General features: G+C 66.4%; 26 protein-coding genes. 14 read left to right on the top strand and 12 right to left on the bottom strand.

Annotation, left to right across the window (positions count from 1 at the left end; genetic code table 11):
• Positions 1-107 precede the first annotated feature (107 nt).
• On the bottom strand, positions 108-1,088 hold the full coding sequence (gene miaA / locus GR702_RS09390) for a tRNA (adenosine(37)-N6)-dimethylallyltransferase MiaA (protein ID WP_160985623.1): 981 nt from the start codon (positions 1,086-1,088) through the stop codon (positions 108-110).
• Here miaA and serB point away from each other — a divergent pair.
• The gene (serB, locus tag GR702_RS09385) at positions 1,081-1,962 is read left to right on the top strand and encodes a phosphoserine phosphatase SerB (RefSeq protein WP_160985622.1); all 882 of its coding nucleotides are present in this window, start codon (positions 1,081-1,083) and stop codon (positions 1,960-1,962) included. The genes miaA and serB overlap by 8 nt on opposite strands.
• Before the next feature lie 215 nt (positions 1,963-2,177).
• Here the strand turns inward: serB and purL are convergent, their stop codons facing one another.
• On the bottom strand, positions 2,178-4,349 hold the full coding sequence (gene purL / locus GR702_RS09380; RefSeq protein ID WP_160985621.1) for a phosphoribosylformylglycinamidine synthase subunit PurL: 2,172 nt from the start codon (positions 4,347-4,349) through the stop codon (positions 2,178-2,180).
• A 134-nt stretch (positions 4,350-4,483) separates the two neighbouring features.
• Between purL and GR702_RS09375 the strand changes: the two genes are divergently transcribed.
• The 9 genes from GR702_RS09375 (at position 4,484) to tgt (ending at position 12,078) form a co-directional block, all read left to right on the top strand.
• Positions 4,484-4,738, top strand: coding sequence for an exodeoxyribonuclease VII small subunit (locus GR702_RS09375; RefSeq protein WP_160985620.1), 255 nt, complete (start codon positions 4,484-4,486; stop codon positions 4,736-4,738).
• Positions 4,739-4,750: 12 nt separating this feature from the next.
• Complete coding sequence (locus GR702_RS09370; RefSeq protein ID WP_160985619.1) at positions 4,751-5,650, top strand: polyprenyl synthetase family protein; 900 nt, start codon at positions 4,751-4,753, stop codon at positions 5,648-5,650.
• Entirely contained in the window at positions 5,650-6,174 is a 525-nt protein-coding gene (gene coaD / locus GR702_RS09365; protein ID WP_160985618.1) for a pantetheine-phosphate adenylyltransferase, read from the top strand. Before GR702_RS09370 ends, coaD begins: the two co-directional genes overlap by 1 nt.
• Before the next feature lie 114 nt (positions 6,175-6,288).
• Entirely contained in the window at positions 6,289-6,972 is a 684-nt protein-coding gene (locus GR702_RS09360) for a peptidylprolyl isomerase (protein ID WP_160985617.1), read from the top strand.
• A 77-nt stretch (positions 6,973-7,049) separates the two neighbouring features.
• Positions 7,050-8,078: a tRNA preQ1(34) S-adenosylmethionine ribosyltransferase-isomerase QueA gene (queA, locus tag GR702_RS09355; RefSeq protein ID WP_160985616.1), complete on the top strand. Its 1,029-nt coding sequence runs from the start codon at positions 7,050-7,052 to the stop codon at positions 8,076-8,078.
• A gap of 77 nt (positions 8,079-8,155) precedes the next feature.
• A complete protein-coding gene (locus GR702_RS09350) occupies positions 8,156-9,112 on the top strand; it encodes an ABC transporter ATP-binding protein (protein WP_160985615.1) in 957 nt (318 codons plus the stop codon).
• Positions 9,109-9,882, top strand: coding sequence for an ABC transporter permease (locus GR702_RS09345; RefSeq protein WP_160985614.1), 774 nt, complete (start codon positions 9,109-9,111; stop codon positions 9,880-9,882). The genes GR702_RS09350 and GR702_RS09345 overlap by 4 nt, the downstream gene beginning before the upstream one ends.
• Positions 9,879-10,928, top strand: coding sequence for a DUF481 domain-containing protein (locus GR702_RS09340; protein ID WP_237449635.1), 1,050 nt, complete (start codon positions 9,879-9,881; stop codon positions 10,926-10,928). Before GR702_RS09345 ends, GR702_RS09340 begins: the two co-directional genes overlap by 4 nt.
• 19 nt (positions 10,929-10,947) lie before the next feature.
• Positions 10,948-12,078, top strand: a complete 1,131-nt coding sequence (gene tgt / locus GR702_RS09335) for a tRNA guanosine(34) transglycosylase Tgt (RefSeq protein WP_160985613.1) — start codon at positions 10,948-10,950, stop codon at positions 12,076-12,078.
• Positions 12,079-12,139: 61 nt separating this feature from the next.
• Here the strand turns inward: tgt and GR702_RS09330 are convergent, their stop codons facing one another.
• From GR702_RS09330 to rpiB, 8 genes are all read right to left on the bottom strand, one after another.
• Positions 12,140-13,321, bottom strand: a complete 1,182-nt coding sequence (locus tag GR702_RS09330) for a benzoate/H(+) symporter BenE family transporter (RefSeq protein WP_160985612.1) — start codon at positions 13,319-13,321, stop codon at positions 12,140-12,142.
• A gap of 55 nt (positions 13,322-13,376) precedes the next feature.
• Complete coding sequence (locus tag GR702_RS09325) at positions 13,377-13,580, bottom strand: hypothetical protein (protein WP_160985611.1); 204 nt, start codon at positions 13,578-13,580, stop codon at positions 13,377-13,379.
• 165 nt (positions 13,581-13,745) lie between these two features.
• Positions 13,746-14,360: a 30S ribosomal protein S4 gene (gene rpsD, locus GR702_RS09320; protein ID WP_160985610.1), complete on the bottom strand. Its 615-nt coding sequence runs from the start codon at positions 14,358-14,360 to the stop codon at positions 13,746-13,748.
• A gap of 214 nt (positions 14,361-14,574) precedes the next feature.
• Entirely contained in the window at positions 14,575-15,333 is a 759-nt protein-coding gene (locus GR702_RS09315; RefSeq protein WP_202408167.1) for an RNA methyltransferase, read from the bottom strand.
• Positions 15,317-15,793 (bottom strand): transcriptional regulator NrdR, encoded by a 477-nt coding sequence (gene nrdR, locus GR702_RS09310; RefSeq protein WP_160985609.1) that lies wholly within the window; start codon positions 15,791-15,793, stop codon positions 15,317-15,319. The genes GR702_RS09315 and nrdR overlap by 17 nt, the downstream gene beginning before the upstream one ends.
• A 14-nt stretch (positions 15,794-15,807) precedes the next feature.
• Positions 15,808-16,035 (bottom strand): hypothetical protein, encoded by a 228-nt coding sequence (locus GR702_RS09305; protein ID WP_160985608.1) that lies wholly within the window; start codon positions 16,033-16,035, stop codon positions 15,808-15,810.
• Positions 16,036-16,040: 5 nt separating this feature from the next.
• Positions 16,041-17,354, bottom strand: coding sequence for a serine hydroxymethyltransferase (glyA, locus tag GR702_RS09300; protein ID WP_202408166.1), 1,314 nt, complete (start codon positions 17,352-17,354; stop codon positions 16,041-16,043).
• 20 nt (positions 17,355-17,374) lie between these two features.
• Positions 17,375-17,812 (bottom strand): ribose 5-phosphate isomerase B, encoded by a 438-nt coding sequence (gene rpiB, locus GR702_RS09295; RefSeq protein ID WP_160985607.1) that lies wholly within the window; start codon positions 17,810-17,812, stop codon positions 17,375-17,377.
• Between the two features lie 150 nt (positions 17,813-17,962).
• Between rpiB and GR702_RS09290 the strand changes: the two genes are divergently transcribed.
• The 3 genes from GR702_RS09290 to GR702_RS09280 all read left to right on the top strand — a co-directional run bounded on the left by GR702_RS09290 (position 17,963) and on the right by GR702_RS09280 (position 22,005).
• Positions 17,963-19,663 carry a M28 family peptidase gene (locus GR702_RS09290; RefSeq protein ID WP_202408165.1) on the top strand — a complete coding sequence of 567 codons (1,701 nt, stop codon included), beginning with the start codon at positions 17,963-17,965 and terminating at the stop codon, positions 19,661-19,663.
• A gap of 137 nt (positions 19,664-19,800) precedes the next feature.
• Positions 19,801-20,016: a hypothetical protein gene (locus GR702_RS09285; RefSeq protein ID WP_160985606.1), complete on the top strand. Its 216-nt coding sequence runs from the start codon at positions 19,801-19,803 to the stop codon at positions 20,014-20,016.
• 192 nt (positions 20,017-20,208) lie between these two features.
• On the top strand, positions 20,209-22,005 hold the full coding sequence (locus tag GR702_RS09280; RefSeq protein ID WP_160985605.1) for a DEAD/DEAH box helicase: 1,797 nt from the start codon (positions 20,209-20,211) through the stop codon (positions 22,003-22,005).
• A 134-nt stretch (positions 22,006-22,139) separates the two neighbouring features.
• Here the strand turns inward: GR702_RS09280 and GR702_RS09275 are convergent, their stop codons facing one another.
• On the bottom strand, positions 22,140-22,601 hold the full coding sequence (locus GR702_RS09275) for a GreA/GreB family elongation factor (RefSeq protein WP_160985604.1): 462 nt from the start codon (positions 22,599-22,601) through the stop codon (positions 22,140-22,142).
• Positions 22,598-24,475: an ABC-F family ATP-binding cassette domain-containing protein gene (locus GR702_RS09270; protein ID WP_160985603.1), complete on the bottom strand. Its 1,878-nt coding sequence runs from the start codon at positions 24,473-24,475 to the stop codon at positions 22,598-22,600. Before GR702_RS09270 ends, GR702_RS09275 begins: the two co-directional genes overlap by 4 nt.
• Before the next feature lie 213 nt (positions 24,476-24,688).
• Here GR702_RS09270 and GR702_RS09265 point away from each other — a divergent pair, with 213 nt between their 5' ends.
• Positions 24,689-25,000, top strand: coding sequence for an FtsB family cell division protein (locus GR702_RS09265; RefSeq protein ID WP_160985602.1), 312 nt, complete (start codon positions 24,689-24,691; stop codon positions 24,998-25,000).
• Positions 25,001-25,021: the final 21 nt, after the last annotated feature.

Below are 25,021 nucleotides of genomic sequence, written 5' to 3'. Positions count from 1 at the left end.
TTGAAATCGTCGAAAGCGAGGTTTTCGCCCGTCGACAGCTTTCCTGGCATCCCACGCGGCTTACGCCTGAAGGACGGATCGGCCTCTAGGCAGGACGATATGTCAGGTCAACCCGGAAAACGTAATAAAATATCAGTTACAGCGTTTGCGTTGTAATTTTCAAATTCAAGTCGCGTCCATTGCTCCGGTAGCTGATGGCGCAGCCAGGTGAACTGCCGCTTGGCGTAGTTCCGCGTGGCCTGGGCACCGCGCTCTATGGCGGTTTCGAGAGGCCATCTCCCGTCGATTACGCCCGCGAGTTCGGGCACTCCTATCGCCCGCATGACAGGGAGATCGGGCTCCAGCCGCCGGGCAAGGAGCGCCTCCACCTCCGCCATGGCGCCGCGCTCGATCATGCGGGTGAACCTCAGGTCGCAGCGATGGTAGAGGGACTGACGCTCTGGAAGCAGCACCGCACCGTGAACGCTGAGGGTGTGTCCGATGCCGCCACTGGGCCGCGCCTGCCAGTATGCGAGACCATGGCCGGTGGAGCGGACGACCTCGAGCGCGCGGGCCACGCGGGTCGTATCGGCCGGCGCCAGGCAGGCGGCGCGTTCCGGGTCCTCTTCCACGAGAGCCGCATAGGCTTCCTCGACGGGGAGGGCGCGCACCACTTGGCGCACCTCTGGTTCGATCGGCGGGACCGGGGCGATCCCTTCGAGAAGAGTGCGTATGTAAAGCCCGGTGCCGCCGACAAGGATCGGTACTCCTCCGCTGGCGTGGACTTCCGCGATCGTGGCGGCGGCAGCGCGGGCCCAGTCTGCCGCGGAGCAGCTTTGCGCGCCGTCCCAGGCGCCGAACAGGCGATGATCGATGCCGCTCATTTCCGAAGCGACGGGCCGGGCGCTCAGGATGGTGAGATCGGCGTAGACCTGCGAACTGTCGGCATTGATGACGACCGCGTGGCGGCCCCGGCGTTCCAGTTCCAGCGCCAGCGCCACGGCACAATCGCTCTTGCCGCTGGCGGTCGGCCCTGCGATGAGCGCCAGCGGTGGCCGGTCTCCGGCTTCGATATCGTATGGCGCATCAAGGGAAATTGCAGTGCTCATCGCCCGTCTGATAGCAGAACCAGATCACCTTTCGGCAAGACTTGAGGCTGCCAAGGCGGAAATGGAGAAAGCCGGCGTACGCATCGCCGATGCCGCCATGCTCGAGTTCTGCGGCAGGACCATGCAGATCGATTCGCCCGATGACGACGCCGCGGCGCTGCGGGCGGCGCTGGATGCGCACTTCGCGCCCACCGACGGTCTCGTCACCACGGACGAGCCGGTTGTCCCGCGCGTGTTCATCTCCGACATGGATTCCACCATGATCGGTCAGGAATGCATCGATGAACTTGGCGATTTCGCAGGGCTCAAGGAACGCATCGCCGCAATCACCGAGCGCGCGATGCAGGGCGAGCTCGACTTCGAGCAGGCGCTGCGCGAGCGGGTAGGCCTTCTGGAGGGCCTTGGTACAGAAGCGATAACGCAGTGCCTTTCCACGCGGATCCAGCCGATGCCGGGCGCGAGGGTACTGGTGGAAACGCTGAAGAAGCTGGGCTGCCGGACCGTGCTCGTCACGGGCGGCTTCCACCACTTCGCCGATCCCGTGGCCGAACAGCTTGGCTTCGAGCATGTGGTGGGTAACCGCCTCGATGTGGCGGGCGGCAAGCTGACGGGCGGGCTGAATGGCCCCATCGTCGATTCGGCCGTGAAGAAGGCGACGCTGCTCGCCGAGATCGAGGCTGCGGGTGAGGGAGTGACCACGCTCGCGACGGGCGACGGCGCCAATGACATCCCCATGCTGGAGGCGGCGACCTACGGCATCGCCTACCATGCGAAACCCAAGGCCCGCGCCGCCGCCAATGGCTGGATCGACCGCGGGGACCTTACCAGCGTGCTGCGCCTTCTGGGCATCCCCGAGAAGGAATGGGTGCGCTAGTACCCGGAAGCAAGACCGGCAGGGAACGCCGGGCGTCGATCAGGTTCGCCTACTGCCATTCCCTGAATGGGCGCTCATGCGGGCGCTGACAGACGCACTGGCGTAAGGTCCGCCATGAACCCGCGCGTCTCAAGGCCAGACCTATCTTGCCGGAGCAGGTGCGCCGCGCCTTCGAGCGGGCAGGGTGCCCCGGATGAACTCCGGGGCGCCAGGGTTCAGGCTTCCATCCAGTCCTTGAAGAACGCCTCGTTCGCCGCGCGCAACGCCGCGATCTCGACACCTGCGACCGTGGTTCCACCGACCGTGCCGATCTTCACGGCGTTCGCAAGCTCGGTGCCCGCGGGAGCCGTCAGCACATAGCGCGACTGATCCTCTCCGAATGCCTGCGGTGTCGTCGGGTGGGCGTCGAGAGTGCAGCCCAGCCCGCTGGCCAGCGCCATTTCCGCAAGCGCCACGAGAAGGCCGCCGTCGCTCACGTCGTGGACCGCGGTGACCTTGCCCTCGCCGATCCAGCCACGCACCAGAGCGCCATTACGCGCTTCCGCCTTGAGATCGACGACCGGCGGCTCGCCTGCTTCGCGGCCCGCGATGTCCTTGAGCCAGAGCGACTGGCCCAGATGGGTCCCTTCGCCGCCGAGGAGATAGATGTCCTCGCCTTCCGCCTTGAAGGCGATCGTGGTCGTCGCTTCGAGGTCGGCGAGCAGACCGACGCCGCCGATTGCGGGCGTGGGCAGGATCGCCGAGCCACCGCCGGTCGCCTTCGATTCATTGTAGAGCGAGACGTTGCCAGAGACGATCGGGTAGTCGAGCGCGCGGCAGGCATCGCCCATGCCGTTCAGGCAGCCGACGATCTGGGCCATGATCTCGGGACGCTGCGGGTTGGCGAAGTTCAGGCAGTTGGTGATCGCGAGCGGCAGGCCGCCAACCGCGCTGATGTTGCGATAGGTCTCGGCCACGGCCTGCTTGCCGCCCTCGTAGGGGTCGGCGTAGCAGTAGCGGGGCGAGCAGTCGGTGCTGATCGCCAGCGCCTTCCTCGTTCCGTGTACGCGGACCACCGCAGCGTCGCCGCCCGATTTCTGCATGGTGTCGGCGCCGACCTGGCTGTCGTACTGCTCCCAGATCCACCGCCGCGAAGCGAGGTCCGCACCGCCCATGAGCTTGAGCAGGTCCGCACCCACATCCGTCGTGGCAGGCACGTCGCCCAGGGCCGGGACCTTCGCCCAGGCCTTGTATTCTTCGGGCGTGACGTAAGGCCGCTCGTACTCCGGCGCGTCGTCAGCGAGGGGCCCTAGCGGGATGTCGCAGACCACTTCGCCGTTGAACTCCAGCACCATGTGACCCCCGTCCGGACCGGCTTCGGTGACTTCGCCGATCACCGCGAAGTCGAGTTCCCACTTGCGGAAGATCGCCTCGGCCATCGCTTCCTTGCCGGGCTTGAGCACCATGAGCATGCGCTCCTGCGACTCGCTCAGCATCATCTCGTAAGGCGTCATCGCCTGTTCGCGGCAGGGTACGGCGTTCATGTTCAGGCGGATGCCCGCGCCGCCCTTGCTCGCCATCTCGACGGAGGAGGAGGTGAGGCCAGCCGCGCCCATGTCCTGGATGGCGACGATGGCGTCAGTCGCCATGAGTTCGAGGCAGGCCTCGATCAGCAGCTTTTCGACGAAGGGATCGCCGACTTGCACGGTGGGACGCTTCTCGTCGATGTCGTCACCGAAGTCGGCACTGGCCATGGTGGCGCCGTGGATGCCGTCCCGGCCGGTCTTGGAGCCGACGTAGACGATCGGATTGCCCACGCCCGTCGCGGCCGAGTAGAAGATCCTGTTCGTGTCGGCGATACCGACCGTCATCGCGTTGACGAGGATGTTGCCGTCATACGCCTTGTGGAAGTTGGTTTCGCCGCCCACGGTAGGCACGCCCACGCAGTTGCCGTAGCCGCCGATGCCCGCGACCACGCCCTTGACGAGGTGCTTCATCTTCGGGTGCTCTGGCCGTCCGAACCGCAGTGCGTTCATGTTCGCCACCGGGCGCGCGCCCATGGTGAAGACGTCGCGCAGGATGCCGCCAACGCCCGTCGCCGCGCCCTGGTAGGGCTCGATGTAGCTGGGGTGGTTGTGGCTCTCCATCTTGAAGATGGCGGCCTGGCCGTCGCCGATGTCGATGACGCCTGCGTTCTCGCCTGGGCCGCAGATCACCCAAGGTGCCTGGGTGGGCAGCTTCTTGAGGTGGAAGCGGCTCGACTTGTAGGAGCAGTGCTCCGACCACATGACCGAGAAGATGCCGAGTTCGACGAGGTTGGGCTCTCGTCCCAGCGCGTTGAGGACGCGCTCGTATTCCTCGGGATTGAGGCCATGGGCCTCGACGACTTCGGGGGTGATCGTGCTCATGGGCACGCGCCTTAGCCATGTCGATGCGCCTGCGCTAGATGGCTTGGCAATCGCCGGGGGCGGGCAGGTGCCAAGCGCTAAATTCGCGGGGTGCCACCTTGACCGGTCCAGCCGGGCCCGCCATTGCATGATGTATGGCTTCCGACACGCAAACCATCGATACCCTGAGCTTCGAAGACGCCCTGCGCGCACTGGAAACCATCGTGCGCCAGCTGGAAAGCGGCCACGTTCCGCTGGAGGATTCGATCTCTCTCTATGAAAAGGGCGAGAAGCTGCGGCAGCACTGCCAGAAGCGCCTCGACGCGGCGCAGGCCCGGATCGAGCGCATCGTCGCGGGGCCGGACGGCGGGGCTGCGGGAACCCAGCCCTTTGATGCGCCGGACCGCTGACGCGTGGGCGCCATGGGCGTGACCGATTCGCTGCTGGCAGACAGCCTCGGGCGCATCGCCGAGGAGATCGACGGCGCGTTCGATGCCTTGCTTCCCGTTCCGGGCGACGCGCGCGCCAGGCTTGTCGAAGCGATGCGCTATGCCGCGATCGGCGGGGGCAAGCGCCTGCGCCCGCTGCTTCTGACGGCGGTTGCCGACATGTACGGCGTGCAGCGCGAAGCTGCGATACGGGCCGCCGTTGCGATCGAGGCGATCCATGTCTATTCCCTGATCCACGACGATCTCCCGTGCATGGACGACGATGCCATGCGCCATGGCAAGCCGACCCTGCATCTTGCCTTCGACGAGGCTACGGCGGTTCTCGCGGGCGATTCGCTTCACGCCTTCGCGTTCGAGGTGCTGGCTGACACTGCCACGAGCCCCGATCCTTTCACCCAGATCGAACTTGTGCGCACGCTTGGCCATGCGAGCGGCGCGCAGGGCATGGCCGGTGGGCAGATGATGGACCTCGTCGCGGAGACGAGCGAGTTCGACCTTCAGACGGTGACACGGCTGCAGCAGCTCAAGACCGGGGCGCTGCTCGGCGCGGCGGTGGAGATGGGCGCTATCCTGGGGCGGGTGCAGCCCGAAGGTCGCGGGCACCTGCGCGGCTACGCCCGTGACATCGGGCTGGCCTTCCAGATCGCGGACGATCTTATCGACCACGAGGGCGATGCCGCGGTTGCCGGCAAGGCGGTGGGCAAGGACGCGGACGCTGGCAAGGAAACCTTCGTCTCTCTCCTCGGGCCGGATCGGGCGCGGGAACAGGCGCGGATGCTGGTGGAGCAGGCAGTCGGCCACCTTGCCCAGCATGGCCGCGAGGCGGACCTTCTGCGCGCCGTCGCCCGCTACATCATCGAGAGGGATCACTGATGGCAGTCTCCGTCACCGAGCGTATCGGCGTCTATCCCGGCACTTTCGATCCTATCACGCTTGGCCATGCCGACATCATCCGGCGCGGCGCCAAGCTGGTGGATCGGCTGATCATCGGCGTCACCACGAACCTTTCGAAGAACCCCCTTTTCACGCCGGACGAGCGCATCGCCATGGTAGAGCGCGAGGTGGCCGCGATGGGGATCGACAATGTCTCCGTGGTAGGCTTCAATGCGCTGCTGATGAAGTTCGCGCAGAAGCAGGGCGCCACGGTCATCGTGCGCGGACTGCGCGCGGTCGCCGACTTCGAATACGAGTACCAGATGGCGGGCATGAACCAGCAGCTCAATTCGGCCATAGAGACGGTGTTCCTCATGGCCGATGTCAGCCTGCAGCCGATCGCCTCCAAGCTGGTGAAGGAAATCGCCATGTTCGGCGGCGACATCACGAAATTCGTGAGCACTTCGGTGCGGGAGGACGTGATGGCAAGGATCGAGCAGAACGGTCTTCTTGGAGACTACTGAGCACGCCGCAGGGGGCACCCTGAGCGTAATCGTTCATTGTGTCGACAGCGGCCGCGCTCTATCGCGCCACGGCCGGTTGGCCGGATCCGCAAACTATGGGCCTGTGAGTAATCGATGAAGTTTCGCCTTCCCCTGACTGCGCTGATGCTTGGCGCCGCGCTCATGTCCGCCCCGGCTTTCGCCAAGGACAAGGAACCGGTCGCCCCCACGGCGCCCGCGCCGCTGCCGACGCTTATCGACACGGACATGTCGCACGAGCCCGACAACGTGCTACTGCTCGACCTGTCGGACGGCGGACGCGTGGCGATCCGGCTCATGCCGCAGTGGGCTCCCCATCACGTGGAACGCGTCAAGACCCTCGCGAAGCAGGGCTTCTACAACGGCGTGATATTCCACCGCGTGATCGATGGCTTCATGGCGCAGACGGGCGATCCGACCGGCACGGGGCAGGGCGGCTCGCAGCTTCCCGACCTTGAAGCGGAGTTCAACTCGATGCCGCACCTGCGCGGCACCGTTTCCATGGCTCGGACCAACGAACCGAACAGCGCCAACAGCCAGTTCTTCATTGTGTTCTACCCGCGATTTGCGCTGGACCGGAAATATACAGTGTTCGGTCGGGTGATCTCGGGTATGCAGTACGTCGATGCGATCCAGCGCGGCGAACCGCCCGAAAATCCCACCAAGGTCGTCCAGGCTTCGCTCGCTTCCGAGAACAAGCCGGCGCCTGCCGTGCCCGTGGCACCGGTCGCTCCCGCCGTTCCGACGGCTGCACAGCTGAGCAACTCGCAGTCGAACTGAGGTAGAGACGCGCAAGCTCCTTTCCGAAGGAGCGCCGCGCTTGCCCAAGCGGTTCGGGTGGTCTAGCGCGCGGCGCCATGCGCGTTGACCTCTTCGACTTCGACCTCCCGCCTGAAAACATCGCCCTGCGTCCTGCGCGTCCGCGCGATGCGGCAAGGATGCTGGTGGCCAAAGGAGCGGGACCGCTTGCCGATCGCCAGGTCCGCGACCTGCCCGAGGTCCTGCGCGCCGGAGATGTCCTCGTCTTCAACGACACGCGGGTCATTCCCGCGCAGCTCGAGGGGTTGCGCGGCGAGGCCCGCATCGGTGCCACTCTCCACAAGCGGATCGACCTGCGGCGCTGGCAGGCCTTCGTGCGCAATGCCAAGCGTCTTCGCCCCGGCGATGCTATCGCCTTCCCTGCGGAGGTCATGGGCGTGGCCGAGGAGCGGCACGACGATGGCAGCTGGACGCTCGCCTTTCCTGGTGACGAGCCGGTCGAAGTCCTGCTCGAGCGGGCGGGGCGCATGCCGCTGCCGCCCTACATAGCCGCCAAGCGACCGACTGACGAGGCCGACGCGAGCGACTACCAGACGATGTTCGCCCGGGAAAAGGGCGCCGTCGCGGCGCCCACCGCAGCCTTGCATTTCACCCCCGGACTGGTCGATGCGCTCGACGCTGCCGGCGTGGCGCGCGAGACGCTGACCCTTCATGTCGGTGCCGGCACGTTCCTGCCCGTGAAAGCCGAGGATACGTCGGACCACCGCATGCATTCGGAATGGGGTCGCATCGATGCCGCCACGGCCGACCGGCTGAACAAGGCGCGCGCCGCTGGAGGGCGCGTGATCGCCGTGGGCACCACGTCGCTGCGATTGCTGGAAAGCGCGACCGGTGAGGATGGCGTGATCCGGCCGTTCGAGGGCGACACGGCGATCTTCATTACTCCGGGTTATCGCTTCAACGCGATCGATGGCCTGATGACGAACTTCCATCTGCCCAAGTCGACGCTGTTCATGCTCGTCTCGGCGCTGATGGGGCTGGAGCGGATGCAGGCGGTCTATGCCCATGCAATTGGTGACGGCTACCGGTTCTATTCCTACGGCGACTCCAGCTTGCTCATACCCTGAGCCAGGCATCCGAATAATCGGACAATTATGCGTCGAAGGGGGTTGGCCAACGGCGCTTTCCGTCCCATTCAGGGGCCATGCAACCCATCCTCGAGATCGCCGGTCTCACCAAGACCTACAAGGGCGGCTTCACCGCGCTTCGAAATGTGGACCTCAGCATCAGGAAGGGCGAGATATTCGCGCTTCTTGGGCCCAACGGCGCGGGGAAGACGACGCTGATTGGCGCCGTGTGCGGGCTCGTGCGGCCCAGTTCGGGAACCATCCATGCTTTCGGAGAGGACATGGGCAGGCACTGGCGGCGGCTGCGCGCGCGGGTTGGCCTCGTGCCCCAGGAGTTGGCGACCGATATGTTCGAGCCGGTCCTGCGCTCGGTCAATCACTCGCGGGGGCTGTTCGGGCTCGCACCCAACCCGGCACTGATCGAGGAAATCCTGCGCGCGCTCAGCCTCTGGGACAAGCGCGACGCGCAGATCCGCACGCTTTCGGGCGGCATGAAGCGGCGCGTCCTCATCGCCAAGGCCCTTGCCCATGAGCCCGAGCTCCTGTTCCTCGACGAGCCTACGGCCGGTGTCGACGTCGAGCTTCGCCGCGACATGTGGAAGCAGATCGCCCGCCTGCGCGAGCGCGGCACGACAGTGATCCTGACCACTCACTACATCGAGGAGGCCGAGGAGATGGCCGACCGGGTCGGCATCATCCGCAAGGGTGAGATCCTGATGGTGGACGACAAGGCCACCATGATGAAGCGCCTTGGCCGCGTCGAGGCGTTGATCTCGCTTGCTCAGCCGCTGGCGGGCCTGCCGGAGTTCCTGTCCGCATACCCGGTTACGCTGATCGAAGAGGGAGCGGTGCTCTGCTATCGCGGCGGCGAAGGCGGAGTGGCGGGCACTGCCGAAGTGGCCGAACTGACGAAGGCACTGACGCGCGCCGGGATCGACTATACCGGCATCGACATCCACGAATCGAGCCTGGAGGACATCTTCGTGAACCTGCTCGAAGGCCCGGACGGACCGAGCGCGGAGGCTGCGGCATGAACATCTTCAACGTTCGCAGCGCCTGGACAATCTACAAGCAGGAACTGATGCGCGCCTTTCGCACGGCGCTGCAGTCCATCCTTGCACCGGTTCTCACCACGACGCTCTACTTCGTCGTCTTCGGCGCCGCCATCGGCAGCCAGATGAGCGGCGGCGTGGATGGCCTGAACTACGGCGCCTTCATCGTGCCCGGGCTGCTGTTGCTGACGATCCTGGGTGAAAGCACGTCCAATGCCAGCTTCGGGATCTACATGCCGCGCTTCACAGGCGCCATCTACGAACTGCTCTCCGCACCCGTGGGAGTAGCCGAAACGCTGGTCGGCTTCGTCGGCGCGGCTGCGACCAAGTCGCTGATCCTGGCCGCCATCATCCTTCTGACGGCGAGCTTCTGCGTCGACTACTCGATCGCGCACCCCTTCTATGCGTTCCTCTATATCCTGCTGGTATCGGCGAGCTTCTCCCTATTCGGGTTCATCCTGGGGATATGGGCGGACAGCTTCGAGAAGCTGACCATCGTGCCGATGCTGATCCTCACCCCGCTGACCTTCCTTGGCGGAACCTTCTACTCGATCGATTCGCTGCCCGAACCCTGGCGTGCAGTGGCGATGGCGAACCCCATCGTCTACCTCGTCAACGGACTGCGCTGGACGTTCTACGGAAGTTCCGACGTTCCCATCGGCCTCTCGCTCGGGCTGACGCTGCTGTTCCTGCTCGTCTGCGTGGGGTTCATCAGCTGGGTGTTCCGCACCGGATGGCGCCTGCGCACATGACCTGCCGCCTTCTCCGCATGATGGCAGTACGCGGCCTTCCCGCGGGGCTGGCGCTCGTCCTGCTGCCTGCGTCCGCGCAGGCGCAGGACGAGGCCGCGCCGCTGATCGTCCTTCCGGCAGAGCCGCCCCCACTGGTGCTGGAGCTTGCGCCCTATCCCCGCTACGTTCCCTTCATCAAGGTCGAGAAGCCGCGTCTCGCGCGTCAGGTTCGGGCCATGCTCGACGCAGCGATGCAGACCGAAGACAGCGCTGCGGTCGCGGCCGTCGTCCGGTTCGCACAGGCGACCCAGCCCTACGACAAGGACGAGATCCGCGATCTGCACCGCGCCTACCTCGATCGCCGCGCGCGCGAGGCTGCTGCCAAGACCGAGGCGGAGCTTGCACGCATCCGCGCCTCCGGGGTGCTGGAACTCTGGAAGGGACAGGTCGAACTCGGCGCCTTCCGCTCGACCGGCAATACCGACAACTTCGGCTTCACCGCGGCCTTCAACTTCAACCGAAAGGGGATCGAGTGGGAGCACACGGTGCAGGCCCGCGCCGATTACCAGGAGGACCGCGGCACCGTCACGCGCGAGCAGTTCTCGGCCGGTTACCAGCCGCGCTATACCCTGAACGAGGGCTTCTTCACCTATGGACGCGTTCAGTACGAGCGCGACCGCATCCAGGGCTTTGAAGACCGCTACTCGCTTTCGGGCGGTCTCGGCTACCGGGTTCTCAATGGACGCAGGACGACACTCGCGGTGGAACTGGGTCCAGCCGTCCGTCGCATCAACTACGTGGACCAGCAGAATCAGACGACATGGTCGATGCTCACGTCGCTGGATTTCGACTGGCGCATCAATCCCCAGTTGAAGCTGATGCAGGACGCAAGCGCCTATGTCGGCTCCGACAACAGCACCTTCACATCGCTGACGGCGCTGGAATCCGGGTTGGTGAAGGGGCTGAGAGCGAAGCTGTCCTACGCGATCGAGCACGAGACCTCACCTCCGGCCGGATCGCTCAAGACCGACACCATCTCGCGGTTCTCGCTGGTCTACGGGTTCTAGGCGCGGTAACGGGCGCGGCATGAAGCCTCGTTTCCAGTTCTCCATCCACGCGACTGACGGGAAAGCCCGCACCGGCGTGATCCAGATGCGCCGCGGCGAGATCCGCACTCCCGCGTTCATGCCCGTGGGCACCGCCGCCACCGTGAAGGCGATGAAGCCGCAGGACGTGCGCGTGGCGGGTGCCGACATCATCCTTGGCAACACCTACCATCTCATGCTCCGTCCGGGGGCGGAGCGGGTAGCGCGGCTTGGCGGGCTGCACAAGTTCATGAACTGGGACCGCCCGATCCTCACCGACAGTGGTGGCTACCAGGTGATGAGCCTGTCGGAACTGCGCAAGATCACCGAGGAAGGCGTCACTTTCGCCAGCCACATCGATGGCTCGCGCCATATGTTGAGCCCGGAGCGATCGATGGAGATCCAGCGGCTGCTGGGCTCGGACATCGTCATGTGCTTCGACGAGTGCCCCAAGATCGACCAGCCGCGCGATGTGATCGCACGCTCGATGGAAATGTCGATGCGCTGGGCGCGGCGCAGCCGTGCCGCGTTCGATCAGGGCGGCGAGCATGCCGAGGCTTCCGCGTTATTCGGGATCCAGCAGGGTGCGCTCGACGAGGACTTGCGGCGAACAAGCGCGGAGGCGTTGGCCGACGTCGGCTTCGACGGCTATGCGATCGGCGGCCTTGCCGTGGGCGAAGGGCAGGAAGCCATGTTCGCCACGCTGGATTTCGCGCCGGGGCAGTTGCCGGCAGACCGTCCGCGCTATCTGATGGGCGTGGGCAAGCCGGACGACCTCGTCGGCGCCGTGGAACGCGGAGTGGATATGTTCGATTGCGTGCTGCCGACGCGTTCGGGACGCAACGGGCAGGCCTTCACCTGGAACGGTCCCCTGAACATGCGCAATGCCCGCCATGCAGAGGATACCGGCCCCGTGGACCCGCGCTGCGCATGTCCCACCTGCGGTACATATAGCCGCGCCTATCTGCACCACCTGATCAAGGCCGGCGAAATGCTCGGCGCGATATTGCTGACCGAGCACAACATCGGGTTCTACCAGCAGCTGATGCAGGGCATGCGCGAGGCCATCGCCGACCAGCGCTTCGCGACGTTCGCGGCGGATTTCCGGCGAGATTACTTCAGCAAGGAGTAAGCCCGTCCCGGATGTCCCGGCTGAAGGGGAGCATGCACTGGGTGCGGTCTCCCGCGCCGGATCAGCCCGGAAACACCGGCTTGCGCCGCAACAGCCATTTCAGGGCAAGGGCGCAAAGGCCGGCGGCCAGTCCCCAGAACGCGCCTCCAAGGCCCGCGACAGTGATACCCGAACCGGCCGCGAGGAACGTCACCATCGCGGCGTCGCGCTCCTCCCTGTCGGCCAGGGCCGCTTCGACAGCGCCGGTCAGGGCCGGGATCAAGGCGATCCCGGTGAGTGTCGCGAGAGCCGCAGGCGGCAATGCCAGGAAGAACCGCACCAGAAGGGGCGCGAAAAGCGCGAGCGCCAGATACCAGCCCGCGTAGATGCAGGCGACGAGCCAGCGGCGGGAGCGTGCGGGCAGAGCCTCGGGGCTCATGCAAAGGGCGGCTGTGATCGCCGAGAGGTTCACGGCATGAGCACCGAAGGGGGCGCTGATCATCGTTGCGATTCCGGTGCCCTTCAGCAGGCGGGAAGGCTCCGGTTCGTACCCGAAGCTTCGCAGCACAGCGAGGCCGGGCAGGTTCTGCGAGGCAAGCGTCACCAGGAAGAGCGGCAGTCCGATGCTGGCGACCGGCTGCCACGCGAACTCCGGAACCACGGGAACAAGCACGCCGAAGGTGGCTCCGGGCGGAAGGGCGTCGATCTGTCCACGCACCACGACCAGCGCGGTGCCCGTCGCCAGAACCATGAGCAGGGCGTAAAGCGGAAGGCGTATCCGCGCTGCAAGAAAGACCAGAACGGCGAGGAAGACCAGCAGCGGATCAGCGTTTCCCGCGCGAAATAGCGCGAGGCAGAACGGCAGCAGCACTCCGGCCAGCATTCCCGATGCGATGGATGAAGGGATGCGCTGGGCCAGGCGGCCAAGGGCGGGAACGGCTCCGAGGGTGATCATCAACGCGCCCGCACAGAGGAATGCGCCGAGCGCTGCCGGCCACGTGGTTGCGGGCGGCGCTGCGGCGAGGAGGGCAGCTCCCGGCGTCGACCAGGCCAGGGCGATCGGCATGCGGCAACGGACGGACAGCGCCGCGCCGGTCACCGCAATGCCAAGGCACAAGGCGGTGACGGCGGAACTGGTCTGGGCGACGGATGCACCGAGCCCCTGCATAGCCTGGACGACCAGCGCTACCGTGCCGCCGAAGCCGACGATCGCGGCGATGAAGGATGAGGACCAGGCGGAGACGGGAAGAAGAAGGCGGTGCATGCCGCGCTCTTAACGTCTCCGGCAGGTTTGGCTCCATGTTTCTGGAGCGGAGCCGTCAGGCTGCCAGGGCTTGGTCCTTCGGTCCAGTCACGTCATCGGCATTGCCGACTTCCAGCATGGTCTCGACGTAGGCGACGAACTTGCCGGTCATTCCGTCGAGGAAACCCGCACCGATTTCGCAGGCGTGTCGCTGCGCGGTCTGCAGGTCGGAATACCATTTGCCGGTGCGATGGGGAGTGACGAAGCGATAGCGTTTCATGATGCCCCGGTAATGCGCAGAAACATGCGACAGTTCCCGGACAAGTCGAGCAAATCGTGTAATATTTTGCGTCTGCCGAAGCTGGCGGACTGCACGACGCGGACAAGAAAAAAGGCGGCCTCGAAAGACCGCCTTTTTGCATGTTCGTTCCCGAAGGAAGACCGATCAGCGCGAGTAGAACTCGACGACCAGGTTCGGTTCCATCTTCACCGGATAAGGCACTTCGTCGAGCGTGGGCACGCGAACGAAGGTCACCTTGTCGGTGCCGTCCTGAGCGACGTAGTCGGGCACTTCGCGCTCGGGCAGGTTCTGCGCTTCGAGGATGAGAGCCATTTCCTTGGCCTTGTTGCCCAGGCTGATGATGTCACCCACGCGCACGCGGCGCGAAGCGATGTTGCACTTCACACCGTTGACGCGGATGTGGCCGTGCGAAACGATCTGGCGGGCCGAGAAGATGGTCGGCGCGAACTTGGCGCGGTACACGACCATGTCGAGGCGCTGCTCCAGCAGACCGATCAGGTTCTGGCCGGTGTCGCCCTTCATCGAGGACGCTTCCTGGTAGGTGCGCTTGAACTGCTTCTCGGTCACGTCGCCGTAGTAGCCCTTGAGCTTCTGCTTGGCGCGCAGCTGCAGGCCGAAGTCGGAAACCTTGCTCTTGCGGCGCTGGCCGTGCTGGCCCGGGCCGTAGCTGCGGCGGTTCACCGAGCTCTTGGGACGGCCCCAGATGTTCTCGCCCATACGACGATCGAGTTTGTACTTGGCGCTCTTGCGCTTCGACATAAGTCTACTTCCATTCTGCTGCCGCGCTGCCACTGTGGCGGCGCGATCCATAGTTTTCCGGGGTGCACCATCCAGCCTTACCGTGCGGGATGCGGCCGCCGCTTCACCGGAGTGCGGGGCCGAGTGGTCGAACCGGCCCGAAAGGGCAGGCGCCATGTGAAGGCGTGGCCCTTAGCGCTTTCGGGCAGGGAGTCAAGGGAAAGCGGCCGCCCGGTCAGTCCGGCTGCGGCGTCCCGACTTCGCGAGGCTTGCGGTTGCCGCCCAGCGCGCTGAGAACGCCGCGCATCGTGCGAACTTCCAGGCTGTTCCAGCCGGGCTTGGTCAGCATGTTGCGCAAGGTGAGCCTGGTGGCCGCCGCGCGACTTTCGGGATAGAAGTAGTTGGTCGGCTCCAGCAGCCGCTCGAACTGGCCGATCATGCCTTCGAGCTCAAGCTGCGGAGCAGGGGGGAGCAGTTCCTCCAGCGTGGGCTGTGCGAGCGCCGCTCCCTTGGACCATTCGTAGGCGCAAAGGATTACGGCCTGCGCGAGATTGAGCGAGGCGAACGCCGGGTTGATGGGCACTGTCAGGATGGCACGGGCCAGTGCGACGTCCTCGGTTTCCAGCCCCGAACGCTCGGGTCCGAAGACATAGGCCGAGCGGCCGGCATCTTTATGCACCTCGTGCGCGGCTTCTTCGGGCGTGACGACGGGCTTGGTGACGCCGCGTTTGCGCACAGTGGTGGCGTAGACGTTGGCACAGTCGTGCACGGCATCGGCGAGAGTCTCGAAGACCTTCGCATGCTCCAGCACTTCGTCCGCGCCAGCCGCGGCCGGACCCGCCGAGGGGTTGGGCCAGCCATCGCGCGGAGAGACGAGCCGCATCTCCGTCAGCCCGAAGTTGAGCATGGCGCGGGCGGCCTTGCCGATATTCTCGCCCAGCTGCGGGCGGACCAGCACGATGACGGGCTGCTTCACTTCAATTGACGCCGACATCACGCACGGTTCCTGCAAATTCCTCGAAATCCCTGGCTTCGTTGAACGCCCGGTAGACGCTGGCGAAGCGGATGTACGCCACCGAGTCCAGTTGGCGCAGGCCCTCCATCACAAGCTCGCCGATGACGCGCGATGGCACCTCGGTCTCGCCCGAAGTTTCCACCTGCCGCTGGACGCCCGAAGCGAGGCGATCGATCTGGTCGCGGCCGATGCCCCGCTTGCGGCAGGCCAGCGTCACCGACTGCTCGATCTTGGCGCGATCGAAAGGTTCGCGACGGGGTTCGCCCGAGGCGTCGTCGCTCTTGACCACCACGATCTCGCGCAGCTGCACGCGCTCGAACGTCGTGAAGCGGGCGCCGCAGCTCGAACACTGGCGGCGCCTGCGGATCGCGGTGGCATCCTCGGTCGGGCGGCTGTCCTTGACCTGGGAATCGTCGTGGGCGCAAAAAGGACAGCGCATTCAGTTACTTTCGATCAATCAGGGCGTACCCGCTTGTAGAACTTGTAACCTGCGCCTGCCGCAAGGCCCATCGGTATGGACACGAAAGGCAGAAACGCAGCGGCGACCGCGCCCGCAGCGCCCCAGAGCAGAACCGGCTTGGTCGAAGGATGGGCCATGCCATCGTTGAGCATTCCGGCGAGTTCCTGGCGTGCATCGGTCACGAAGTCGCCGTTCTGGTTGGGGCGCTGGGGGTCGGTCATCTTGGTCAGTCCTCGTAGATGGGGAAACGGTCACACAGCGCTTCAACGCGCAGGCGCACGTTCTGCTCCACCTGAGCGTCGCCCGCCTCGCCATTCTTGGCCAGACCGTCGAGAACGTCGGCGACCATGTTGCCGATTTCGCGGAACTCCTCGGGACCGAAACCGCGAGTCGTGCCAGCCGGCGATCCCACGCGGATGCCGCTGGTCTTCATGGGCGGCAGCGGATCGAAGGGAATGCCGTTCTTGTTGCAGGTGATGCCGGCACGCTCCAGTGCCTCGTCGGCGTCCTTGCCGGTGACGCCCAGCGGCGTCAGGTCGACGAGCGCAAGGTGCGTGTCCGTGCCGCCCGAGACGATCGCGGCGCCGCGCGAGGCCAGCGTCTCGGCGAGGACCTTGGCATTCTCGATCACGCGCGCGGCGTAGTCCTTGAACTCGGGGCGCAGCGCTTCGCCGAAGGCGACGGCCTTGGCGGCCACGACATGCATAAGCGGTCCGCCCTGAAGGCCGGGGAACACCGCCGAGTTGATCTTCTTCGCCAGCGCCTCGTCATTGGTGAGGATCATGCCGCCACGCGGGCCACGCAGGGTCTTGTGCGTGGTGGTGGTGGCGATGTGGGCGTGCGGGAAGGGCGAGGGGTGCAGTCCCGCCGCGACCAGACCCGCGAAGTGGGCCATGTCGACCTGGAAGATCGCGCCGACGGCATCGGCGATTTCGCGCATGCGCTTGAAGTCGATCACGCGCGGATAGGCCGAACCGCCCGCGATGATGAGCTTGGGATTGTGCTCGCGCGCAAGGGCCTCGACCTGGTCGTAGTCGATCAGGTGCGTGTCCTTGGTGACGCCGTACTGCACGGCGTTGAACCACTTGCCCGAGAGCGCCGCCTTTGCGCCGTGGGTAAGATGGCCGCCGGCGTCCAGGCTCATGCCCATGACGGTGTCGCCGGGCTTCACGGTCGCGAGCAGCACCGCACCGTTGGCCTGTGCGCCCGAGTGAGGCTGGACGTTGGCGAAGCCGCAGTCGAAGAGCTGCTTGGCGCGCTCGATGGCAAGGGTCTCGACCTCGTCCGAGGGCTCGCACCCCTGATAATAGCGCTTGCCCGGGTAGCCTTCGGCGTACTTGTTGGTGAGCACCGATCCCTGCGCCTCGAGAACCGCCTTCGAGACGATGTTTTCCGATGCGATGAGTTCGATCTGCTTGCGCTCGCGCTTGAGCTCGTGGCCGATCGCCTTCGCGACATCGGGGTCGCTCTGGGCGATCGTGTCGGTGAAGAAGCCGGGAGAACGGATGGCGGTTTCGCCAGTCAGTGTTTCTGTGGACATGGTTCTTGGGACCTCTTCGATCAGAACGAGGGGTTGGAGAGCTTCTCGACCCGGCCGGCGTGGCGTCCGCCGCCGAACTCGGCCGAGAGGAATGCATCGAGGCAGGCTTTGGCCATGTCGACCCCGATCAGCCGCGCGCCCATGGCGATGACGTTGGCATCGTTGTGCTCGCGGGCGAGCGCGGCCGACAGGGGCTCCGACACCAGCGCGCAGCGGCAGGCGGGGTCGCGGTTCACGGCGATCGAGATGCCGATGCCCGAGCCGCAGAGCGCCACGCCGAACTGCGCGGTGCCGTCGGCGACCACGGAGGCGAGCTTGTAGCCATAGTCGGGATAGTCCACCCGGTCGGCGGTTTCCGGTCCGAGGTCGGCGACTTCGTGGCCGAGTTCGATGAGATACTCGCGCAGTTCGGCCTTGAGGTCGACGGCGGCGTGATCGGATGCAATCGCAATGCGCATGGGAGGAGGTCTGTCCTTCTCACGGGGATTCGTTTGCGCCTCCCCTTAGTCCCGAGTTGCCCGCATGGCCAGTCTCGCGCTACCGACAGGTGCCGCCGTGCTTTTCGTGCGTTACGAGGCTGGCCTGTCGCCGATGACCGGGAGATTGCGTTGGGGAATATCAAGGCATTCGTGGCCGCGCTCGTCCTAGCGGTCGGTCTGGCGGTGCTCGGCTCGACGCCGCCGCCGGCAAAGGGGCCATCCGCTCCTGCCGAAGGGTTTTCGGCGGGACGCGCGATGGCGGACGTGAAGCGCATCGGCAGGCATCCCCACCCCAGCGGTTCGCGCGAACACGCAACGGTGCGCAGCCATCTCGTCCAGCGGCTGAGGGCGATGGGGCTGATCGTGCGCACGCAGGACGGCGCGTTCCCGCAGGAGATGCGCGCATGGTTCAACCGGCATAACGGGACCGCGGCGGACACTATCCCGCTCGTCAACGTCATCGGCCTGCTTCCCGGGCGGGAGCCTGCGCTGCCTGCGGTGGCTCTCATGGCGCATTACGACAGCGTGCCCGGATCGCCTGCGGCAGCCGACGACGGAGCAGGCGTTGCCGCCATCCTCGAGACGGTGCGCGCGCTTTCGCTCGACCCCGCGCGCCGGCGTGACGTGATCGTCATCCTGACGGACGGCGAGGAGGCCGGACTGACCGGCGCGAAGCTGTTCTTCGCCGAGGCGCCGGAGCGCAGGCGCATCGGCGCCGTGGTCAACCTCGAGGCGCGGGGCGGGGGCGGCAAGGCCAACCTGTTCCAGACCTCGTCGCTGAACGGTGACGTCGCCCGGGCCTGGGCCGCGACGGCACCTCATCCGGCGGGTACGTCGCTGGCGACCTTCATCTACAGCGTGCTTCCCAACGACACGGATCTGAGCGTGGCTTTGCCGCGCGGCTATGCGGCGTGGAATATCGCGTTCATCGGGCGTGCCCACCTTTACCATTCTCCGCTTGCGACCCCGCAGGCGCTGGATACCGGCGCTCTGCAGCAGATGGGAGAGCAGGCGCTCGGCCTTGCCCGCGCTCTGTCGCAGGCGGCGCAGCTGCCAGGCAGGGCGCCGGACATCGTCTTCTTCGACGTTTTCGGACTGTTCGTGCTTCATTACGCCACTGCCTGGGGATGGGGCATGCTGGCGGTCGCGCTCATCGGCTATGGGGCGCTCGCGGCGCGGCGCTTCGACATCCGGGAACTCGCAGGCGGGGCAGGGCGCATGCTGGCGCTCGTTGCGATCTCGGGCGGCGGGCTGTACCTGCTCAACCTGCTTTCGGGCGCGGGACCTGCGGCAGACTACTACGACCGGCTCGCGGCGATCCCGAGGCTGCAGGCCATGGCGCTATGCGCCTGCCTTGCCGCAGGCATCCTGATAGCCGGGCGCAAGCCTGCCACGCCTTCGGGGGAAGCCGGCTTCGCGGTTCCGCTGTGGGTTGCCGGGGCGGCGCTGCAAGCGCTGGCGCCGGTCGCCGCCTACGTGCTGACGATCCCGCTGATGCTGGGAGGCGTGGTCGCCCTGCTTCGCCTGCGCGGGAATGCAGGGCTCGCGGCGGGGGCGGTCGTCGCCCCGCTCGTCGGCGGATACGGCCTGATGCTGGGATACACGCTGATGCAGGCGGTAGGGCCGATGCTGCCGATGGTGGCGGTGCTGCCGCTGGCGACCACATGGCTCGCTTTCCTGCAGCTTCGCCCCGCTATCACGCGCAGTGCGCCGTTGGCCGCAGTTCTCCTGGCAGGCGCGGTGGCGCTGGCGCTATGGGTTCGCCTCGACGCGCCTGCGGCCAGCATTCCGACTTACAGCGAGGCGCGTGCCCCCAGCGCACGTAAGTAGGTGCCCTTAGGCCAGGGCCACGATACTTGCCCGTCTTTCCGATTTGTGACAGCCTGCGGGCCAGCTTGATCGGCACTGTCAGGATCGTTAGCGGGCGCCCTCCACAAGCCGCCAACATTTCCAGGGGTACATCTGTCATGCGCGTAACGCCTGTGCGCAAAGGACTTTTCCGGACCAAGCTGCCGGGCCTGGGCGAGTGCGCGCGCGTCGATATGAGCGCGGGCGACGCCGCCCCCTTCCTTGAGCGGGACATGTATATCCTGCTCGGATTCCAGCCCAGCTTCGACCTCCTGCCCGAACAGTGCCCGGACGCGGATCGCGCGTTCCGTCCGCTGTGGAGCCGCGCCGGCTGACCTCTTTCGCGCCTGCCCGGACAGGTGCGAGCCGCCCGCTGCGCCGGTCAAATTGCAGAAAAGTGAATTTGGTACGCGCAAATTCTTGCGGTTTGGTCTATGGGCAGGGCAATCGGTGCGCCTGCGGGCGACCCTCGCAGCCCTCCCCACGCTCCCCAAGGCCGCTCATGCGGCAGGATCGATTCGCCAGTTATGACCTTTTCGCAAGTTTCCCAGCCTCTCGCCGAGGCCCTCGCAGCGCATGGCTATGAAGCGCTGACTCCCGTCCAGACCGCGGTAACGGAACCCGACGCGCGCGGCCGCGACCTCGTTGTCTCGGCGCAGACCGGCTCGGGCAAGACCGTCGCCTTCGGCATCGCCATGAGCGACGAGCTTCTCGAGGACGGGCGCATCCCGTATTCCGAAGGCCCGCTCGCGCTTGCCATCGCTCCCACGCGCGAACTGGCGCAGCAGGTCAGCCGCGAGCTGGAGTGGCTCTATGCCAAGACCGGCGCGCGGATCGTCACTTGCGTCGGCGGCATGGACCCGGTGAAGGAGCGCCGCCAGCTGGAGCGCGGCGCGACCATCGTGGTCGGAACGCCGGGGCGCCTGCGCGATCACCTTGAGCGCGGCAAGCTCGACCTCTCGGCCCTGCGCGCCGTCGTGCTCGACGAGGCGGACGAGATGCTCGACATGGGCTTTCGCGAAGACCTCGAGGAAATCCTCGACGCGACGCCCGAGGGACGGCGCACGCTGCTGTTCTCGGCCACCATGCCGCGCCCGATCGAGGCGCTGGCCCAGCGCTACCAGAAGAACGCGCTGCGCATCTCGACCGTGGGCGAGAACCGTGGCCATGGAGACATCTCCTACCAGGCCGTCACGGTCGCCCCTTCCGACATCGAGCGCGCGGTCGTGAACCTGCTGCGCTTCCACGACGCGGAAACGGCGATCCTGTTCTGCGCCACGCGTGACAACGTCAAGCACCTGCACGCGACCCTGGTCGAGCGCGGCTTCTCCGCCGTGGCGCTCTCGGGCGAGCATTCGCAGAACGAGCGCAACAACGCTCTCCAGGCGCTCCGCGATCGCCGCGCACGGGTCTGCGTGGCGACCGACGTCGCGGCGCGCGGCATCGATCTTCCCTCGCTCAGCCTCGTCGTTCACGTGGAGATTCCGCGGGACGCCGAGACCCTGCAGCACCGTTCGGGCCGCACCGGCCGCGCCGGGCGCAAGGGAACGGCCGTCCTGCTCGTACCCTATCCGCGCCGCCGCCGCGTCGAGATGATGCTGCGCGGCGCCCGCATCCAGGCCGAATGGGGCGAGGCTCCGACGCTGGAAGCCATCCGCGCGCAGGATCGCGAGCGACTGATGGAAAAGCTGCTGGCGCCCGTCGAAGCCGAGGAAGACGACCGCGAGATCGCGCGCGTCCTGCTCGAGAAGGTCAGCGCCGAGGATCTCGCCGCCGCGCTGGTGGTTGCGCACCGCGCCTCGATGCCTCAGCCGGAGGAACTGCTGGGCAATTCACCCGAAAACCGCGAGCGGCGCGAACGCCCCGGCTTCGAGGACGTGGTGTGGTTCCGCATGGACGTGGGCCGTCGCCAGAACGCGGAGGCGCGCTGGCTGCTGCCGGTGCTGTGCCGCCGTGGCCACGTCACCCGCGATGCGGTCGGGCAGATCCGCATCTCGGCCGACCAGACGCACTTCCAGATCCCGCGCAATCTTGCCGACCAGTTCGCCAACGCGGTCCAGCGCACGGCGCGCGACGATGGCGAATACGAGAGCACGATCCTTATCGAGCGTTCGCCCGACACGCCGCGCGAGGCCGCCAAGCATCGCAGCCGTGACCGCGAAGGACCGCAGGGCCGTGGCCGCAGGCCGCATCCGGGCGCCCAGGGCGGCGGCTATTCGCAGCCGCGCGGCGAGGGCGAGGCGCCTTATCGCGCACGCCCGACCCATGGCGGCGGCGCGGGCAAGCCGTTCCACAAGAAGCCGCGCAAGGGCGGCCGGGACTGATCGAATTCCAGGCTGACGCTGCGCGACATGCGCGGGGCGTCAGCCTGGACCTGTCCGGGCCCTGAACCCCGCTACCATTCCTGATGGGCGGCGGGCTTTGGCGTACAAGTTTGTACCGGCAGCCGCGGCAAGTATTATGCCGCCGAAACCTCCAGCAACTCGATCGCTTCTTCGCGGCCGTTGAAGTCGACGAAGTCGCCTGCCTCGGCGCCAAGCAGGGCCCGGGCGAGCGGCGCCGTAAAGGCGAGACGTCCCTGCGCCGGCTCAGCCTCGTCATGGCCGACGATGGCGACCGTCCGCACCTTGCCGCCCAGTTCGAAGCGAACGCAGCTGCCGAACATCGCCTTGCTCCCGCTGGCGGGCGGCTGCAGCTGCGCCGAAGCAAGGCGCGCCCGCCAGTAGCGCAGGTCACGCTTCGCGGCATTGAGCGCCGTCTCGTCCCCGGCCGAGCCGACCGCGTCCTCCATCTCCGCGATCCGGGTGCGGATCAGGTCCAGGCCGGCTCCGGTCACCAGGTTTAGACCGGGCGGGATCGGCACTTCGAACTTGGGCTCTAAATGCTCCTCGTCCCCGTCGCGGCGGAAGGCGACGCTCAACTGCCGCGTCCCATCAGCGTTTCCAGTTCCTCGTGAACTTCGAGCCAGCTTTCCTCCGCCCGTTCCATTTCGGCGGCGGCGGCGCCGTGCCGCTTGCCGAGTTCGCCGATGGACAGACCCTTGAGGTCGCCCTTGGCGCCGCCCGGTTCGGCAAGCGCCGCGGCGAGGGCATCGATCTGCGTCTGCAGCCGCTTCATGCGTGTCTCGGCCTCGGTGACCTTCTTGCGCAGCGCCTTCAGCTCCTCGCGCGCGACGGCGCCGGACTTCTTCGCGGGACCGGAGACCTTGCCGCCGGCATCCGCCCTGGGCTGGTTGCGGCCGAGAACGAAGTCGATGTAATCCTCCATCGACCCTTCGTAGTCCGCAGCCATCCCGCCATCGACGAGGACGAGGCGATCGGCGGCGAGTTCCACCATGTGCCGGTCGTGGCTGACGAGGATCACCGCGCCCTGGAAATCGTTCAGCGCCTGCACCAGCGCCTCGCGCGCATCGACGTCGAGGTGGTTGGTCGGCTCGTCCAGGATGAGCATGTGCGGCGCATCGCGCGTCACGAGGGCCAGCGCAAGGCGCGCCCGCTCGCCGCCGGACAGCGTCTTCGTCTCCGCCGTGGCCCGGTTGCCCGAGAAGCCGAAACGGCCCAGCTGCCCGCGCACCTGCACCGGCGGCTTGCCCTCCATCGCCCGCGTCATCAGTTCGAGCGGGGTCGAATCGGAGGGCAGCTCTTCCACCTGGTACTGCGTGAAGTAACCGATGCGGATCTTGGGCGAGAAGTTGATCGCGCCTTCCATGGGATCGAGCTGACGGGCCAACAGGCGCGCCAGCGTGGTCTTGCCGTTGCCGTTGCGGCCCAGCAGCGCGATCCGGTCCTCGGGATCGATGCGCAGGTTGAGCCGCCGCAGGATCGGCTTCTCCGCCTCGTAGCCGACCGCCGCAAGGTCGAGCGTGACGAGCGGCGGGCGCAGTTCATCGGGACTAGGGAAGTCGAAGCTGAGCGAGGGGTCCTCGATCATCGCGGCGATCGGCTGCATCTTCGCCAGCATCTTGGCGCGAGACTGGGCCTGCTTCGCCGTCGAAGCGCGGGCGGAATTGCGGGCGACGTAGTCCGCCAGCTTCTTCCTCTGCGCGTCCTGGCTGGCCTGCGCCGCGGCGGCCTGGGCGGCGCGTTCGGCGCGAAGCCGCTCGAAGCTGTCGTAGTCGCCGGGGTAAAGCGTCAGCTTGCCGCCCTGCAGGTGGAGGATGTTGTCCACCACCGTGTTGAGCAGGTCGCGCTCGTGGCTGATCACGAGCAGCGTCTTGGGATAGCTCTTGAGGAAGTTCTCCAGCCACAGCGTCGCTTCGAGGTCGAGGTGGTTCGAAGGCTCGTCGAGCAGCATGACGTCGGGTTCGGAAAAGAGCAGCGAGGCCAGCGCGACACGCATCTTCCAGCCGCCCGAGTAACTGTCGAGCGGCCGGCCCTGCATCTCCTCGTCGAAGCCGAGGCCGACGAGGATGCGCGCGGCGCGGGCAGGGGCGGTGTACGCGTCGATCGCGATGAGCCGCTCGTGCACGTCTCCCAGACGATCGGGGTCGGTGCAGGTCTCCGCTTCCGCGAGAAGGGCGGTGCGCTCGGTGTCCGCCTCGACCACGGCGTCGAAAGGCGTCTTCTTGCCGCTCGGTGCTTCCTGCGCGATATAGCCGAGCCGTGCGCGGCGCGGCATCTCGACAGAGCCGCCGTCCGGCTCCAGCTCGCCGATGATCGTCTTAACCAGCGTCGACTTGCCGGCGCCGTTGCGGCCGATGAGGCCGATCTTGCCATTCTGCGGCAGGGTCGCGCTTGCGCTGTCGATGATGGTGCGCCCGCCAAGGCGTACGGTGATGTCACGTAGGGTCAACATGGCCGCAGCGCCTAGCAGCACGAGCGGCAAACCGAAACCACGATACGACCATGCCTGAATGTCGTCTCGTGAACACTTGACGGCGCCGCTAAGTTATCAACACCTAAGCCCACAGCATCGCGACGGGCGGCTTGGGCGCGACCTGTCGCAAATGGCGGTTTTTCGTTAGCATTTTTCCTTGATACCGCGAATCACCTGTGATTCTATGGGGCCATGCGAACGGTGCGACAGGAAGCCAACATTGCAAGGGAGCGTCTCGTCCAGGGTATTGCCCTGGCCGTGCTGCTGCTGATGGGCCTCTACTGCGTTGCCGGGCCCAGCGGCCTGCTCGCCTGGGGCGAGAACCAGCACCTGCTGGAGCAACGCCGCGCCAAGCTCGCCGAACTTCAGGCCGAGCGTGCCCGGCTCAAGAACCGCGTCGCCCTGCTTGACCAGAGCCGGATGGATCCGGACCTCGCAGGCGAACTCGTGCGCAGCCACCTGAACGTCGCCCGCCCCGACGAAATGGTGATGCAACTGCCCTGACGGCTTCTGCGTTGCTCTTCT

Origin of the sequence: Novosphingobium silvae, assembly GCF_009856825.1 — a bacterium.
Classification (GTDB): domain Bacteria; phylum Pseudomonadota; class Alphaproteobacteria; order Sphingomonadales; family Sphingomonadaceae; genus Novosphingobium; species Novosphingobium silvae.
Note: the sequence above shows the minus strand (reverse complement) of the source record. Positions and strands in the feature narration are given on the sequence as shown.

Coding starts and splice junctions, on each gene's coding strand:
- miaA (WP_160985623.1), bottom strand. CDS start 1,088: ATGAGCACTGCAATTTCCCTTGATGCGCCATACGATATCGAAGCCGGA.
- purL (WP_160985621.1), bottom strand. CDS start 4,349: ATGAGCACGATCACCCCCGAAGTCGTCGAGGCCCATGGCCTCAATCCC.
- GR702_RS09375 (WP_160985620.1), top strand. CDS start 4,484: ATGGCTTCCGACACGCAAACCATCGATACCCTGAGCTTCGAAGACGCC.
- GR702_RS09370 (WP_160985619.1), top strand. CDS start 4,751: ATGGGCGTGACCGATTCGCTGCTGGCAGACAGCCTCGGGCGCATCGCC.
- coaD (WP_160985618.1), top strand. CDS start 5,650: ATGGCAGTCTCCGTCACCGAGCGTATCGGCGTCTATCCCGGCACTTTC.
- GR702_RS09360 (WP_160985617.1), top strand. CDS start 6,289: ATGAAGTTTCGCCTTCCCCTGACTGCGCTGATGCTTGGCGCCGCGCTC.
- queA (WP_160985616.1), top strand. CDS start 7,050: ATGCGCGTTGACCTCTTCGACTTCGACCTCCCGCCTGAAAACATCGCC.
- GR702_RS09350 (WP_160985615.1), top strand. CDS start 8,156: ATGCAACCCATCCTCGAGATCGCCGGTCTCACCAAGACCTACAAGGGC.
- GR702_RS09345 (WP_160985614.1), top strand. CDS start 9,109: ATGAACATCTTCAACGTTCGCAGCGCCTGGACAATCTACAAGCAGGAA.
- GR702_RS09340 (WP_237449635.1), top strand. CDS start 9,879: ATGACCTGCCGCCTTCTCCGCATGATGGCAGTACGCGGCCTTCCCGCG.
- tgt (WP_160985613.1), top strand. CDS start 10,948: ATGAAGCCTCGTTTCCAGTTCTCCATCCACGCGACTGACGGGAAAGCC.
- GR702_RS09330 (WP_160985612.1), bottom strand. CDS start 13,321: ATGCACCGCCTTCTTCTTCCCGTCTCCGCCTGGTCCTCATCCTTCATC.
- GR702_RS09325 (WP_160985611.1), bottom strand. CDS start 13,580: ATGAAACGCTATCGCTTCGTCACTCCCCATCGCACCGGCAAATGGTAT.
- rpsD (WP_160985610.1), bottom strand. CDS start 14,360: ATGTCGAAGCGCAAGAGCGCCAAGTACAAACTCGATCGTCGTATGGGC.
- GR702_RS09315 (WP_202408167.1), bottom strand. CDS start 15,333: ATGTCGGCGTCAATTGAAGTGAAGCAGCCCGTCATCGTGCTGGTCCGC.
- nrdR (WP_160985609.1), bottom strand. CDS start 15,793: ATGCGCTGTCCTTTTTGCGCCCACGACGATTCCCAGGTCAAGGACAGC.
- GR702_RS09305 (WP_160985608.1), bottom strand. CDS start 16,035: ATGACCGACCCCCAGCGCCCCAACCAGAACGGCGACTTCGTGACCGAT.
- glyA (WP_202408166.1), bottom strand. CDS start 17,354: ATGTCCACAGAAACACTGACTGGCGAAACCGCCATCCGTTCTCCCGGC.
- rpiB (WP_160985607.1), bottom strand. CDS start 17,812: ATGCGCATTGCGATTGCATCCGATCACGCCGCCGTCGACCTCAAGGCC.
- GR702_RS09285 (WP_160985606.1), top strand. CDS start 19,801: ATGCGCGTAACGCCTGTGCGCAAAGGACTTTTCCGGACCAAGCTGCCG.
- GR702_RS09280 (WP_160985605.1), top strand. CDS start 20,209: ATGACCTTTTCGCAAGTTTCCCAGCCTCTCGCCGAGGCCCTCGCAGCG.
- GR702_RS09270 (WP_160985603.1), bottom strand. CDS start 24,475: ATGTTGACCCTACGTGACATCACCGTACGCCTTGGCGGGCGCACCATC.
- GR702_RS09265 (WP_160985602.1), top strand. CDS start 24,689: ATGCGAACGGTGCGACAGGAAGCCAACATTGCAAGGGAGCGTCTCGTC.